15 protein-coding genes are annotated in these 14,003 nt (G+C 72.7%); 7 read left to right on the forward strand and 8 right to left on the reverse strand.

All coding sequences use genetic code 11. The features are described from left to right. Window positions 1-75: 75 nt before the first annotated feature. The 3 genes from EV567_RS19565 to EV567_RS19575 all read right to left on the reverse strand — a co-directional run bounded on the left by EV567_RS19565 (window position 76) and on the right by EV567_RS19575 (window position 2,144). Entirely contained in the window at window positions 76-918 is an 843-nt protein-coding gene (locus EV567_RS19565; RefSeq protein WP_242620939.1) for a GNAT family N-acetyltransferase, read from the reverse strand. 184 nt (window positions 919-1,102) lie between these two features. Further along, complete coding sequence (locus EV567_RS19570) at window positions 1,103-1,558, reverse strand: DUF6228 family protein (protein ID WP_165430431.1); 456 nt, start codon at window positions 1,556-1,558, stop codon at window positions 1,103-1,105. Between the two features lie 82 nt (window positions 1,559-1,640). Beyond that, window positions 1,641-2,144: an NUDIX hydrolase gene (locus tag EV567_RS19575; protein WP_130441863.1), complete on the reverse strand. Its 504-nt coding sequence runs from the start codon at window positions 2,142-2,144 to the stop codon at window positions 1,641-1,643. A gap of 111 nt (window positions 2,145-2,255) precedes the next feature. Between EV567_RS19575 and EV567_RS19580 the strand changes: the two genes are divergently transcribed. The 3 genes from EV567_RS19580 (at window position 2,256) to EV567_RS19590 (ending at window position 4,021) form a co-directional block, all read left to right on the forward strand. Beyond that, window positions 2,256-2,678 carry a helix-turn-helix domain-containing protein gene (locus EV567_RS19580; protein WP_130441865.1) on the forward strand — a complete coding sequence of 141 codons (423 nt, stop codon included), beginning with the start codon at window positions 2,256-2,258 and terminating at the stop codon, window positions 2,676-2,678. 87 nt (window positions 2,679-2,765) lie between these two features. Beyond that, the gene (locus tag EV567_RS19585; protein WP_130441867.1) at window positions 2,766-3,461 is read left to right on the forward strand and encodes a hypothetical protein; all 696 of its coding nucleotides are present in this window, start codon (window positions 2,766-2,768) and stop codon (window positions 3,459-3,461) included. 224 nt (window positions 3,462-3,685) lie between these two features. Continuing rightward, a complete protein-coding gene (locus tag EV567_RS19590) occupies window positions 3,686-4,021 on the forward strand; it encodes a DUF2516 family protein (protein ID WP_165430432.1) in 336 nt (111 codons plus the stop codon). 145 nt (window positions 4,022-4,166) lie between these two features. Here the strand turns inward: EV567_RS19590 and EV567_RS19595 are convergent, their stop codons facing one another. The 3 genes from EV567_RS19595 to EV567_RS19605 all read right to left on the reverse strand — a co-directional run bounded on the left by EV567_RS19595 (window position 4,167) and on the right by EV567_RS19605 (window position 8,043). Continuing rightward, on the reverse strand, window positions 4,167-5,549 hold the full coding sequence (locus EV567_RS19595) for a PP2C family protein-serine/threonine phosphatase (protein WP_130441871.1): 1,383 nt from the start codon (window positions 5,547-5,549) through the stop codon (window positions 4,167-4,169). 348 nt (window positions 5,550-5,897) lie between these two features. After that, on the reverse strand, window positions 5,898-6,989 hold the full coding sequence (locus EV567_RS19600) for a C40 family peptidase (RefSeq protein WP_130441873.1): 1,092 nt from the start codon (window positions 6,987-6,989) through the stop codon (window positions 5,898-5,900). 241 nt (window positions 6,990-7,230) lie between these two features. Then, entirely contained in the window at window positions 7,231-8,043 is an 813-nt protein-coding gene (locus tag EV567_RS19605) for a class I SAM-dependent methyltransferase (protein WP_130441875.1), read from the reverse strand. Between the two features lie 249 nt (window positions 8,044-8,292). On the opposite strand from EV567_RS19605, the gene mshA reads away from it, so the two are divergent. Together mshA and EV567_RS19615 are read left to right on the forward strand one after the other, a co-directional pair. Further along, complete coding sequence (gene mshA / locus EV567_RS19610) at window positions 8,293-9,630, forward strand: D-inositol-3-phosphate glycosyltransferase (RefSeq protein ID WP_130441877.1); 1,338 nt, start codon at window positions 8,293-8,295, stop codon at window positions 9,628-9,630. Then, complete coding sequence (locus tag EV567_RS19615; RefSeq protein WP_130441879.1) at window positions 9,623-10,126, forward strand: YbjN domain-containing protein; 504 nt, start codon at window positions 9,623-9,625, stop codon at window positions 10,124-10,126. Before mshA ends, EV567_RS19615 begins: the two co-directional genes overlap by 8 nt. Window positions 10,127-10,135: 9 nt before the next feature. On the opposite strand, the gene EV567_RS19620 is transcribed toward EV567_RS19615, so the two are convergent. Then, window positions 10,136-10,933, reverse strand: coding sequence for an AraC family transcriptional regulator (locus tag EV567_RS19620; RefSeq protein ID WP_130441881.1), 798 nt, complete (start codon window positions 10,931-10,933; stop codon window positions 10,136-10,138). Between the two features lie 49 nt (window positions 10,934-10,982). Here EV567_RS19620 and EV567_RS19625 point away from each other — a divergent pair, with 49 nt between their 5' ends. Further along, window positions 10,983-11,444, forward strand: a complete 462-nt coding sequence (locus EV567_RS19625; protein WP_130441883.1) for a DUF2000 domain-containing protein — start codon at window positions 10,983-10,985, stop codon at window positions 11,442-11,444. Between the two features lie 206 nt (window positions 11,445-11,650). On the opposite strand, the gene EV567_RS19630 is transcribed toward EV567_RS19625, so the two are convergent. Continuing rightward, complete coding sequence (locus EV567_RS19630) at window positions 11,651-13,012, reverse strand: MFS transporter (RefSeq protein WP_130441885.1); 1,362 nt, start codon at window positions 13,010-13,012, stop codon at window positions 11,651-11,653. Between the two features lie 189 nt (window positions 13,013-13,201). Here EV567_RS19630 and EV567_RS19635 point away from each other — a divergent pair, with 189 nt between their 5' ends. Next, window positions 13,202-13,963: a phosphoglyceromutase gene (locus EV567_RS19635; RefSeq protein ID WP_130441887.1), complete on the forward strand. Its 762-nt coding sequence runs from the start codon at window positions 13,202-13,204 to the stop codon at window positions 13,961-13,963. The last annotated feature ends 40 nt before the right edge of the window (window positions 13,964-14,003 follow it).

Below are 14,003 nucleotides of genomic sequence, written 5' to 3' on the forward strand. Positions count from 1 at the left end.
CTGTCACCAGCCTCGCGGCAGGGCCGTCCGCTGCCAAGTACGCACAAAAAAGTGGGTACGGCACGGCCTTCCCGCCTACGTCGCGGCGGGGGCGAAGTCGTACGTGGACCACTCGGTGAGCGGGCGGTAGCCGAGGCGCTGGTAGACGGCGTTGCTCGTCGGGTTGGCCAGGTCCGCGAAGAGGACGACCTCCCGTGCGCCCGCCGCCAGCGCCGCCCGGCTCACCTCGGCCGTCACGGCTGCCGCGTAGCCACGACCGCGCAGGTGGGCCGGGGTGTAGACGACGTCCACCTGGACCTGGCCGCCGATCAGCGGGTTCATGCCGGCGACGGAGACGGCGTCGCCGTCGGGGGTTTCCCACACGGTGTAGCGCTTGTCGGCGTAGCGGGTGCCGGTCCAGGTGCCGGCGTCGACGGTGACGTCCTCGCCGACGGCTGCGGCGAACTCGCCGCACCAGTAGATGACTTCCTCGAGGTCCTCGTCGCCAAGGAGGCGGGCCCGGCCGGCCGGGTGCGGGTCCGGCGGGGTGAGCGTGCCGAGGCCGTACAGGCAGAGCCGGGTGGCGCGGAGCGCCGGGATCGCGCCGGTGCGCCGCTGCCAGGCCTCGGCGAAGGCGGTGGCGGTGTCGTGGTCCGCGCTGACGGCCGGGAGGGGGTGCCCGAGGGCGGCGAGACGGTCGGCGAGGCCGTCGGCCTGCCCGGGGGTGAGCGGGGTGGGGGCCACGGCGCGGGGCCGGAGCTGGTGGAAGGCGGCCTCGACCCCGCCCGCCCGCTCCAGCACCCCGAAGACGGGAGCCTCGGTGCAGCCGAACGCCTCCGCCCCCCGCGCCCGAAGCCTCGCGGCCCACGTCGACTGCATGACATGCCGCCCCGGCCGGGACCGCAGGAACCCTCCGGCAAGGGCGAGGTATTCGTCCACGTCCTCGGTGAGACGCCATCGCCCGACGTCCGGGCCACTGCCCGGGCGGCGCCGGTCGCCTCGGGTGGTGTCGCCTTCGGTGGTCTGCACGTCATCGGGGAGCATGCTTGATGATGCCCCACCCCGAGGCCGCGCCCCACGCTTTTGCGTCAGCGCGAGGGGGCGCCGGCGGGCGTCCCCACTGTCACCCGTGCTCCTCGGCGAGGAAGCGCCGGACGTCGGCGGCCAGGGACGTCATCTGCTCGCCGGCCTCCAGCCATGTGGTCGCCGAGGCGCTCCAGCCGCCGGCGGCTCGCGGCCAGGGGCGCAGGGTCCAGGTCAGCCCGACGTGGCCGCCCGACCGGAAGACGGCCGACACCTTCAGGTCACCGTCGTCGGTCTGCCGGCACCGCTCGCCTTCCCATCCCCGGTAGTCCGCGGCCAGTCCTTCCAGGAACGCGGGGAGGCCGCCGTCCCGGACCCAGGCGACCACCTCGTCGACGCGGGCGGTCAGACCCGGGGCCCGTAGCTCGACGGCGTAGTGCACGCAGTCCGCGTCGAGGCGGAACCGGTCGCAGAGGGTCACGCCGACGGAGGCGTTGTCCTGGCAGCGGATGGTCACGCCGGCCTTGTCGTCGGTGTCGGTGTCCAGGGACGTCATGGTCGGAAACGGTAGGCCGACGTCGCGTGGGGCGGCAGTGGAATTCTTCCCTGCACGAGCGGGTGTCCCGGACCGGGCGAGGTCAGGGCCGCGTGGCCCGGAACGCGAGGTAGCGGTTGAAGGCTTCGTGGCTGTCGGGGGTGAAGTTCCACTCCCGCAGGGCCGACCGGAGTTGCGGCTCGGTCAGCCAGGCGTGCCAGGCGACTTCGCCGGGATCGGCGGTCACGGTGTCCGGCGCCACGGCTTCGTGCACGCCGAGCCAGTGAGGGCTCACACCGCTGCGGTTGAGGAACGTGAACAGCAGGCGGGGCCGCACACGCACGCCCAGCTCTTCGGCCAGCTCCCGCGCGGCGGCGTGTTCGTAGGACTCGCCGGCATTCACGGCGCCGCCGACCAGGACCTCGTAGCGCCCGGGGAAGCGCGACAGGTGCTCCGACCGGCGGTGGACGAGGATCCGCCCGCGCTCGTCCCGGCACACGGTCACGGCGACCCGGTGCAGCCACCCCTCCCGGACGGCCTGCCGGCGGCTGACCACCGCCCCCAGCCCACGATCCTGATCGTCGACGCGCTCCACCAGCTCATCCATGACCGACACCCTGGCAGGGCCTACCGACAACGCAGCCCCGGCGCCGAGTGAAACCGCACTTTTGCAAGCGGGTGCTTGCAATTGTTAGCGGAAGTGAGGCACTGTGGAGGCATGGCATCGCTCAACGTCGGCAATCTCGGTGAGTACCTGCGCGAGCAGCGGCGAAACGCTCAGCTCTCGCTGCGGCAGCTCGCCGACGCCGCCGGGGTGTCCAATCCGTACCTGAGCCAGATCGAGCGAGGGCTGCGCAAGCCCAGCGCCGAGGTGCTGCAGCAGGTCGCCAAGGCCCTGCGGATCTCCGCCGAGACGCTCTACGTGCGCGCGGGCATCCTGGACGCCGAGCGGGGCCGTGACGAGATCGAGGTGCGGGCCGTCATCCTTGCCGACCCCGCGCTCACCGGGCAGCAGAAACAGGTGCTGCTCCAGATCTACGAGTCCTTCCGCAAGGAGAACGGGTTCGCGCCCGGCGACGGCGCGGTGGACTCCCGGGACCTCGGCGGCAGCGACGCCGATCCGCAGCAGACGGCCGGTTGACCGGACCAGGGGACCGGACGCCGGCTGCGGATCCGCACCAACCGATATCGACGAACGTCAAGAACGCGACTACGGGAGACCAACACCATGGCCATCAGCGACGACCTGCGCAAGACCCTCAGCGACCCGACTCCGCTCTACTTCGCCGCGGGCACCGCCGACCTGGCCCTCCAGCAGGCGAAGAAGGTGCCGGGTCTGGTGGAGCAGCTGCGCACGGAGGCCCCGGCCCGTTTCGAGGCCGTCCGCAACACCGACCCCAAGGCCGTGCAGGAGAAGGCCGCCGCCCGTGCCAAGGAGGCCGGCGCCAAGGCCAAGGAGGCGCAGGAGTCCTTCCAGAGCAAGGTCGGCGAGTTCCTCGGCAGCCTCGACGGCGACCTGAAGAAGCTGGGCAGCACGCTCGACGCCGACCTGAAGAAGCTCGGCGAGTCCGCCCAGGACTTCGCGCTGCGCGGTGTCGGCGTCGCCGCCGAGTACGCCGTCAAGGCCCGTGAGACCTACGAGAAGGTCGCCGAGCACGGCGAGCAGGCCGTGCGCACCTGGCGCGGTGAGGCCGCCGAGGAGATCGAGGAGCTGGCGATCGTCGTCGAGGGCAAGGAGGACACCACGCCCGGGACGGTGACCGAGATCAAGACCGAGCCGAAGCCCGCCCCGACGCCCGTCGCCACCCCGCCCGAGGCCAAGATCGACCCCCTGACGGCGAAGAAGCCCGCGCCGGCCCCCAAGAAGGCCCCGGCTCCCCGCAAGACCCCCACGGCGAAGAAGACGACCCCGCCGGCCAAGTGAGACCGACCGCGCCGGACGGGCACGTACGAAGACGGCGTGACCGCGAGCGGAGCGGACGCGGCGAACACGCCGAAGGGCCGGGCACTCCTGGAGTGCCCGGCCCGTTGTCCGGGTAGCGGGAGTGAGGTTGCGGGTACGGTGAGCGCGTAGAACCGAGAACGAACTGGGCGAGTAGGCCCAGTCCAGTCGGAGTCGTGCCGAGTCGGGTGGTGGACGTAGTGCTGATGCAAGGTTTCGCAGGGTTCATGTCTCTGCTGAGCCTGGCCCTGATCGTGTTCAGCGGCTTCGCTCTCGTCGACGCGGCGATCCGCCGCGAGGACGGCTACCGGGCTGCCGACAAGCAGACCAAGCCGTTCTGGATGATCATCCTCGGCCTGGCCTTCGTGGTGGACCTGATCTTCCCGATCCTGTCGTTCCTGCCCGTCATCGGCCTGGTCGCGACCATCGTGTACATGGTCGACGTGCGCCCCGCTCTGCGCTCCCTCCCCGGCGGCGGCCGCCCCCGCCGAGGCGGCTCCAGCAGCGACGGCCCCTACGGCCCGTACAACGGCGGCCGCTGAACGCCGCTCCCGCCGCGTCACCGCCGGCCGGACACCGCCAACGAGGCGCCACCGCTGGTCATGCACGACCGCCGTTCAGGCGCCACCGCTGATCAGGCACCTCCGACGTTCAGGCGCCAGCGCTGATCCGGCGCCGCGACCGTGGTCACGGCACGCGGTCGAGCAACACCACGGCCACGTCGTCCGTCAGCTCCCCGCCGTTGAGCTCCCGCACCTCGTTGACGGCGGCCCGCAGCAGATCCTCCCCCTGGAGGCCGGAGGCCAGCTGGCGGCGGATCATCTCCACCATGCCGTCCTGGCCCAGCCGCTCGCGGCCCTCGCCGACGCGGCCCTCGATCAGTCCGTCGGTGTAGAGCATCAGGCTCCACTGCGCGCCCAGCTCGACCTGCATCCGCGGCCAGCGGGCGCCCGGCAGCAGGCCGAGGGCCGGGCCGTTGTTGTCGTAGGGCAGCAGCCGGGCGGGCCGGTCCGGGCGGGCGATCAGCGGCGCCGGGTGACCGGCCAGGCACAGGCCCGCACGGCGGCCGTCGGGCGCGATGTCCACCGTGCACAGCGTCGCGAAGATCTCGTCGTCGTCGCGCTCGTGCTCCAGCACCTGCTGCAGCGTGTTCAGCAGCTCGTCGCCGCACAGCCCGGCCAGCGTCAGCGCCCGCCAGGCGATCCGCAGCTCCACGCCGAGCGCCGCCTCGTCCGGGCCGTGCCCGCAGACGTCGCCGATCATGGCGTGGACGGTGCCGTCCGGGGTGCGGACGGTGTCGTAGAAGTCGCCGCCGAGCAGCGCGCGCGAGCGGCCGGGGCGGTAGCGGGCGGCGAAACGCAGCGGCGAGCCCTCCAGGAGAGGCGTCGGCAGCAGGCCGCGCTCCAGGCGGGCGTTCTCCTGCGCGCGCAGCTTGCCCTCGGCGAGCCGCCGCTCGGCGGTGTCCGACCGCTTGCGCTCCACGGCGTACCGGATGGCGCGGCTGAGCAGCCGGCCGTCCAGCTCGTCGCGGAACAGATAGTCCTGAGCGCCCACCCGCACGGCCTGCGCGCCGCGCTCGGCGTCGCCGGACGCGGTCAGCGCGAGCACGGCGTGCCGGGGCGCGAGCTTCAGGACATGCCTGAGTACGGCCAGCTCGTCGTCGTCGGCGGTGCGTCCGGGCGCGGGCAGCGCGAGGTCCAGCAGGATGCAGTGGACGTCGTCGGTGAGCAGCCGCTCGGCCTCGGTGAGGTTGCGGGCGGTGCGCACGCGGATCGGCTTGCCGGCCGAGTCGAGCAGGCCGGGGACGATCGGGGCGGCCGCGGGGTCGTCCTCGATCAGCAGCAGTGTGAGGTTGGTGTGGGCGGCGGCGCTCATACCGTGAGGGACGCGGTCGCCGTCGGTGGCGGCGTCGTCCCCGACCGTGGGGTTCTTCGCTTCGTCGCGATGGTCGTTCCGGTCGTCCGTGCGCGGGGCTTCTTCCTTGGAGGGGCCGCCGACTGCGGGCGCGGCCTGCGCCTGACCACACTCCACGGCCGGGATCGCTCTCTGCCGCGGTACGGGTACGGGCATTGTCCTGGGTTCCTTCCCTCCCCCCGAGGGCATGGCGGGTACGAGGGACCTCGACCCACCGACGGGGACCATAGCGGCAGAAAGGGTCGCAGCGGAATGGTCCACGGCACGCCGCTTGATCTCAGACCGGCGTCATATGCCGCCAATTGTGGCGCAGTTGGGCAGGGTCGGACCGGTCCGGGGATGACGAAGGTCACGTCGGCGCGTGGTGTGCCGACGGGTTGAGGTGCGGTGGGTCACGTGGGCGGTGTCACGGGCGGGCGCACCCCCGGTCGGGCGCACCCCCGGTCGGGCGCGCCCTCAGCCCCGTACACGCCGTACGTCCCGTGCGCCGCGGCCGGAGCGCCCTCACGCGTCCGGGCGGACCACCCCGAGTATCGGCATCGAGCCCGCGCCGGCGACGGTGATCGTCCGGCCCGGGCGCGGGGCGTGGATCATCTTCCCGTCGCCCAGGTAGAGCGCGATGTGGCTGGCGTCGTCGAAGTAGACGATCAGATCCCCGGGGCGCATGTCCTTGACGTCGACGCGCGTCAGCTGCCGCCACTGCTCCTGCGAGGTCCGCGGGACCTGGACGCCGGCGGACGCCCAGGCCTGCGACGTCAGGCCGGAGCAGTCGAAGGACTCCGGGCCCTCGGCGCCCCACACGTACGGCTTGCCGAGCTGCGCGGTCGCGTACGCGATGGCCCGCTCGCCCTGCGGGCCGGCCTGGCTGTCGACGCCGGCCAGGGCGCCGCTGTCCAGCCAGGCGGTCTGCGCCCGCTGGGCGGCCTGCTCCTGGAGCCGGGTGAGGCGGTCCCGCTCCTCCTGCTCCAGCTCCGATTCCAGCTTCTCGGCGGCCGTGATCTGCTGCTCGACCTTCTTCTGGGCCGTCGCCTTGGCCTTGCGGTTGGCCTCCAGCTTCTGCCACTGGGCCGAGGCGTCCTTGGCGTACTGCTCCAAGTCCTGCTGGGTGCGGGTCATTTCGCCGAGCAGTCCCTCGGTCGCCCGCTGGCCCTGCCGGGCCCGGCCCGCCCCGTCGAGGAACTCGCCCGGGCTGTCGCTGAGCACCAGTTTCGCCTCGTCGGGCAGACCGCCGCCCCGGTACTGGGCGCGGGCCGCGGCACCCGCGCGGTCCTTCAGGCCGGCCAGCGCCTCACGGCCCTCGGCGATCTTCTTCGCCAGCTCCACGATCTCCGTGGACTGCTTCTCCGCCTGCTCCTCGGCCGCGTTGTAGGCGTCGGTGGCGACCGCGGCGTCGTGATACAGCGCGTCGAGCCTGGTGCGCACCGCCTCCAGGTCCGTGTCGGACGACGGCGGCAGGGTCAGATCGGGGTTCGTGGTGGGCAGCGGCGTGGGTGTGGGAGCCGGGGCCGCGAAGGCGGTGCCCGGAACCGTCAGCACGGTGACCGCGCAGACCGCGGCCACCGCGGCCGCGATCAGGCTGCGCTTGCCCCTACCCATACATCCCCCAAGACCTGATTTCCCGTCAGTAACATACGGTCGTCCGGGGGATCGTGCCACGCCGCGCCGGAAAACGACAGGGTCTGTCCCACCCCGTCCTCACCTGCCGTGAGGATCTCCCCGCCATGTGTGACGAACGCCTCGCGGAGATCGTTCCCGGCGGGCGCGGGTCGATCGGCTCAGTCGTCCGACGGCAGCCCGCGCCCGGGTCGCCCGGTCCCAGCACCCCCGTGTCCGCCTCTCACCCCCGAGGGGCCAGCGCCTCCCACCGCACGGTCACTTCGCCCTGCCGCCACCGCCCCGGCCCGTCCGCCACCGGCCAGTCCGCGGTGAGGTCCCGCACGGCCCGTATCCACCGCTGGCGCGCGCCGTACGACGCGTAGGGCGCCGCCGCCGCCCAGGCGCGGTCGAAGTCACGGAGAAACGTGTGCACGGGCTCACCGGGCACGTTCCGGTGGATGAGCGCCTTGGGGAGCCGCTCGGCGAGGTCGGAGGGGCGGTCCAGGGAGCCGAGCCGGGTGGCGAAGGTGACCGTCCGCGGCCCTTCGGGCCCGAGCGCGACCCACACGTGCCGCCGTCCGACCTCGTCACAGGTCCCCTCGACGAGCAGTCCCCCGCCGGAGCCGTCCGTCGCCGGCGCGAGCCGTGCGCACAGCCGTTCCCAGACGCCGCCGACCTCCTCCTCGTCGTACTGCCGCAGCACGTTGGCGGCGCGGATGAGGTGCGGCCGGTGGGGGAGCGGGATCTCGAAGCCGCCGTGCCGGAAGACGAGGCCGTCGCGTTCGTACGGCTTCGCGGCGGCCACCCGGGCCGGCTCGATCTCGACGCCCACCACGCGCGCGTGAGGCGCGACCGACCGCAGCCGGCCCAGCAGTTCGACGGCGGTCCAGGGGGCGGCGCCGTAACCGAGGTCGACGGCGACGGGACGGCCCGCGCGGCGCAGCTCGGCCCCGTGCACGGCCGCGATCCAGCGGTCCATGCGGCGCAGCCGGTTGGGATTCGTCGTCCCGCGCGTGACCGTCCCCACGGGGCGGGACGGTGCGCGGGAAACCATGCATACGAGTATGCGGTGCCCGCGCGGGCGCCCGGTCCCCCCGCTCCACCCCAGGCGCGGCCGCTGAAGGCGCTCCAGGGCCCCGGACGCCACCCGCCCTCGAACGGTTGAGCGACCACGGTAACGCTCAGGCAAAAACCGCCCCAAGGAGTCCCTTCCAGGAATGGGAACGTGCCCTTCCGGTGTTCCTCCCCCCGGAGGGCGCCCCACACCCTCCGCCCGGCATGCCCGCAGCGAGGAGGACCGGCAGTGAGCCAGTACGGCAGCAGGCTCGGGCGTCGCTCCACGACGGCAACCCCACGCCGCAGACTGCACCGCCGCCCCCGCCGTGTCGCCATGCTCTCCGTGCACACGTCACCGCTCCACCAGCCCGGCACCGGGGACGCCGGCGGCATGAACGTCTACATCGTGGAGCTCGCCCAGCGCCTCGCCGCGCTCAACATAGAGGTCGAGATCTTCACCCGCGCCACCACCGGCGGTCTGCCCCCCACCGTGGACCTGGCACCCGGCGTCCTCGTCCGGCACGTCGACGCCGGCCCCTACGAGGGCCTCGCCAAGGAAGACCTCCCCGCCCAGCTGTGCGCCTTCACGCACGGCGTGATGCAGGCCTGGGCCGGCCACCGCCCCGGCTACTACGACCTCGTCCACTCGCACTACTGGCTCTCCGGCCACGTCGGCTGGCTCTCCGCCCAGCGCTGGGGCGCCCCCCTCGTGCACGCCATGCACACCATGGCCAAGGTGAAGAACGCCAACCTCGCCGACGGCGACACCCCCGAGCCCGCCGCCCGCGTCATCGGCGAGACCCAGATCGTCGAGGCCGCCGACCGTCTCATCGCCAACACAGCGGAGGAGGCCGACGAGCTCGTCCGCCACTACCGCGCCGACCCCGGCAAGGTCGCCGTCGTCCACCCCGGCGTCAACCTCGACCGCTTCAGTCCCGCCGACGGCCGCGCCGCCGCCCGCGCCCGCCTGGGCCTGCCGCAGGACGCCCTGATCCCGCTCTTCGCCGGCCGCATCCAGCCGCTCAAGGCCCCCGACGTCCTGCTGCGCGCCGTGGCCGTCCTCCTCGACGAGCGGCCCGACCTGCGCTCCCGGCTCGTCGTCCCCGTCGTCGGCGGCCCCAGCGGCAGCGGCCTCGCCAAGCCGGAGGGGCTGCAGAAGCTGGCCGCCCGCCTCGGCGTCTCCGACGTCGTACGGTTCCGCCCGCCCGTCGGGCAGGAGCAGCTCGCGGACTGGTTCCGGGCTGCCTCCGTCCTCGTCGTCCCCTCCTACAGCGAGTCCTTCGGCCTCGTCGCCATAGAGGCGCAGGCGGCCGGCACACCGGTGCTCGCCGCGTCCGTCGGCGGACTCCCGGTGGCCGTGCGCGACGGTGAGACGGGATTCCTCGTCGAGGGCCACGACCCGGCGGCCTACGCGCGCGTGCTCGCCGAGTTCGCCGACCGCCCCGAACTCCCCGCCCGCATGGGCGCGGCAGCCGCCCGGCACGCCCAGTCCTTCGGCTGGGACACGGCGGCGGCCGCCACCGCCGACGTCTACGCGGCCGCGACGCAGGCGCACCGCCGTCGCGTACGCTCCCAGCATGGGTGATGCCGAGAAGACCGCCGCGCAGGTCATCGAGGACGTCCTGAAGGACGCCGAACTGGAATGGGAGAGTCCCGAGCCGGGCAACTACGTCGTCCAGCTCCCCGGCACGCGCAAGCTGAAGACGACGCTGTCACTCATCGTCGGCCGCCACTCCCTGTCCCTGAACGCCTTCGTCATCCGCCACCCCGACGAGAACGAGGCCGGCGTCCACCGCTGGCTCCTGGAGCGCAACCTCAAGCTGTACGGCGTGAGTTACGCCGTCGACCAGCTCGGCGACGTCTACGTCACCGCCCGCCTCCCCCTCGCCGCCGTCACCGCCGACGCGACCGACCGTCTCCTCGGCCAGGTCCTGGAGGCCGCCGACGGGGCCTTCAACACCCTTCTGGAACTGGGCTTCGCCACCGCGATCCGCCGCGAGTACGCCTGGCGCGTCTCCCGCGGCGAGTCCACCCGCAACCTGGACGCCTTCGCCCATCTGACGCGCCGGGAGGAGCAGTGAGCACGCCGGTCAGCGGACGGCGGGCCCCCGCGCATACCGTCCCGGAGTGACCCCGACCCACTTCCTGAAGTGGCGGGTGAGATGGGACTGGTCGAAGAAACCGCTGGCCACCGCCGCCTCCCCGGGCGGCAGACCGCCGAGCAGCAGGCCGCGGGCCCGTTCGAGGCGGCGGGACATCAGATACCGGTGGGGCGCGATGCCGTACGCCGTGCTGAACGCCCTTACGAGGTGCGCCGGGTGAGCGCCCAGCAGCCGGGACGCCTCGTCCAGGGCCACGCCCTCCAGGACGCGCTCGTCGAGGAGTTCGCGGAGCCGACGGGCCAAGGCCGGGTCGCGGCGGACGGATTCCACGGGGTCGCGGGGACGCAGATGCGAGCGCAGTCGCTCGCCGATCAGCGTCAGCCGGCTGTCCGCCTCCAGCTCGCCGCCGGGCCCGGCGAGCGCCGTGTGCAACTGCCCGACGCGCTGCCTCAGTACGGGATCCCGCAGGTCGGGGCCGTCGACGGCGGCGCCGATCAGATCCGCGCCGAGCACGCTCGCGTCGAGGTACAGCACCCGCTTGCGGAAGCCGCCCGGGGTGGCGGCGGAGCCGTTGTGCGGCACGTGCGGCGGCAGCAGCGTCACCGTGTCGTTCGGGGTGCCGTGCTCGTGCCGCTCCAGGTCGTACCGCACGGCCCCCGCGTCCACGATGAGCAGCGTCCACACGTCGTGCACGTGCATCGGGTACGCGTGGTCGGTGAAGTGGGCGTGGAAGACCTCGACGACGCCCGGGACACGCGGGCGCCAGGCGGAGACGTCGGCGACCATGCAAAGAACGTACAAGACCCCGTCGTGGCGGGAGAGGCAGTCTCGCCCTATGAGCACGCACCCGAATCCGAATGCGGACGTCGACGCCGGTGACGCCCCCGTCCGCTTCGACACGAAGATCGCCGTCCTGCTGCGCGGGGACCTGGAGACCTGGCAACGCCTGAACGTCACCGCGTTCCTGGTCAGCGGCCTGGGCACCCAGCTTCCCGAGGTGATCGGGGAGCCGTACGAGGACGCGGACGGCGTCGGCTACCTGCCGATGCTCCGTCAGCCGGTGATGGTCTTCGAGGCGACGAAGGAAGTGCTGACGACGGCCCACACGCGTGTGCTGTCCCGGGCCCTCCCGCGCGCGGTGTTCACCTCGGACCTCTTCGCCACCGGCAACGACCGCGACAACCGTGCGGCGGTGCGGGCGGTGCGGACCGACGACCTGGACCTGGTGGGCCTCGCGGTGTACGGCCCGCGGAACGCGGTCGACAAGGTGGTGAAGGGGGCGCGGATGCATCCCTGACGGATGCGGGAGGTGACGGCCGGGCGGCGGGGGCGGCGGTGAACGCCTCTGCCGCCCGGCGGGGTTGGGGGAGGCGACCAGCCGGCCGGGAGTGGACCGGGCGGCTGGAGGGGCGGCGGCCGGTGACGGCTCGGACGGCCGGGAGTGGGCCGGGCGGCCGGTAGCGGGTCAGACGGCCGGGAGTGGGCCGGGTGGCCGGTAGCGGGTCAGACGGCCGGGCTGACCTCGGGCTTGCCGCACGCGACTCCGCTCGCCGTCCGAGGCGCGTCCTCGGCCCCGTCGGCCGGCTCCGCCGCAGGCACCGCCTCGACCTCGTCAGCAGGCTCCGCCCTCTCAGCCCCTTCGGCAACCTCGGCCGCTCGCGTCTCCTCCGCCGGCAGCCACCGGGTCAGCGCGGCGAACCCGACGCCCGCCACCGCCCCGACGACGGCGCACAGCCCCCACAGCCACTCCGCCCCCAACCGGTCGATGACGAGACCGGAGAACACCGGGGCGATCAGCGAGGCCACCGCCCACGACATCGTGTACATGCCCTGGTAGCGCCCCCGCCCGTGGACGGGGGAGAGGCGCACGACGAGACCGGTCTGGGTCGGCGCGTTGACGATCTCGGCGAGCGTCCACACGCAGACCGTGAGCGCGAAGACCCCGACCGACCCGGCGAAGGCGGTGAGCCCGAAACCGGCCCCGGCGAGCACGGACGACACGAAGAGCAGCCGCCCGGGGTCACGGTGCTGGATCAACCGGGTGACCGGGATCTGCAGGACGACGATGAGGACGCCGTTGACGGCGATGGCCATGCCGTAGTCGGCCGGCGTGAAGCCGGCCTCGCCCATCGCCACCGGCAGGCCGATCGCGCCCTGCTGGAAGATGAAGGCGACGGCGAAGGACAGCCCGACGAGCCCCATGAACCGCCCGTCGCGCAGCACGGAGCCGAGACCGACGGCGCTCTCCTCGACGGACGCGGCCTCCCGCACCGGCCGCGACTCGGGGAGCTTGAGGAAGACGACGACCGCGCAGAGCAGGGTCATCCCGCCCTCGATGAGGAAGCCGGCGAGGTAGCTGAACTCGGCGATGAACCCTGCGCCCATGGAGGAGACGGCGAAACCGAGGTTGATGGCCCAGTAGTTGAGCGAGAACGCCCGGACGCGGTCCTCGGGCCGCACGATGTCGGCCATCATCGCCTGCACGGCGGGCCGGGAGGCGTTGGAGGCCGCGCCGACGAGGAAGGCGACGGCCGCGATGGCGACGGGATGCTCCATGAAGCCGAGCAGCGTCACCGACAGACCGGTGGCCACCTGGGCGACGAGCAGCGTGGGCCGCCGCCCGAGCCGGTCCGCCATCACACCGCCCGCGAGGGAGGAGAGGACGCCGCCGAGCCCGTAGAGGGAGGCGACGACACCGGCGTAGACGGCGGAATAGCCACGTTCGAGCGTCAGATACAGGGCCATGAAGGTGGCGACGAACGCCCCGAGCCGGTTGACGAGGGTGCTGGTCCACAACCACCAGAACTCCCGGGGCAACCCGGAGACGCTCTCGCGGGCGGCACGTCTCAAAGAGGCGACGGACACAGGGATCCCCCGAACGGTAAGAGGCACGGCAAGAGACACGCACCGGAGGTGCATGTAAGAGGCGAAGACGGTGTCGACAACTTACGAGCACGGAGGTGCCGATGGCCACTCGATTAACAGATCCCGTCAACCGTCCGCTCTACGGGCGGGGCGCACCCCCGCCCAAAGGCTTGGATTACGCTCATACGCATGGCCGACGCACCGTACAAGCTGATCCTGCTCCGTCACGGCGAGAGCGAGTGGAACGCGAAGAACCTGTTCACCGGCTGGGTGGACGTCAACCTCAACGAGAAGGGCGAGAAGGAGGCGGTCCGCGGCGGTGAGCTGCTGAAGGACGCCGACCTGCTCCCCGACGTGGTCCACACCTCGCTCCAGAAGCGCGCGATCCGCACCGCGCAGCTCGCCCTGGAGTCCGCCGACCGCCACTGGATCCCCGTCCACCGCTCCTGGCGCCTGAACGAGCGCCACTACGGCGCCCTCCAGGGCAAGGACAAGGCCCAGACGCTCGCCGAGTTCGGCGAGGAGCAGTTCATGCTGTGGCGCCGCTCCTACGACACCCCGCCGCCGCCGCTCGAGGACGGCACGGAGTTCTCCCAGTCCGACGACGCGCGCTACGCGACGATCCCGCCGGAGCTGCGCCCCCGCACGGAGTGCCTCAAGGACGTCGTCATCCGGATGCTCCCCTACTGGTACGACGGCATCGTCCCCGACCTCCTCACCGGCCGCACGGTCCTGGTCGCCGCCCACGGCAACTCCCTGCGCGCCCTGGTCAAGCACCTCGACGGCATCTCCGACGCCGACATCGCCGGCCTGAACATCCCGACGGGCATCCCCCTGTACTACGAACTCGACGCCGACTTCAAGCCGCTGACCCCGGGCGGCAAGTACCTCGACCCCGAGGCGGCAGCAGCAGCCATCGAGGCGGTCAAGAACCAGGGCAAGAAGAAGTAACGCGACACCAGCAAGCCCCCGATCTGCGTTTCCTGGCAGG

Origin of the sequence: Streptomyces sp. BK239 (genome assembly GCF_004217285.1) — a bacterium.
Lineage (GTDB): Bacteria > Actinomycetota > Actinomycetes > Streptomycetales > Streptomycetaceae > Streptomyces.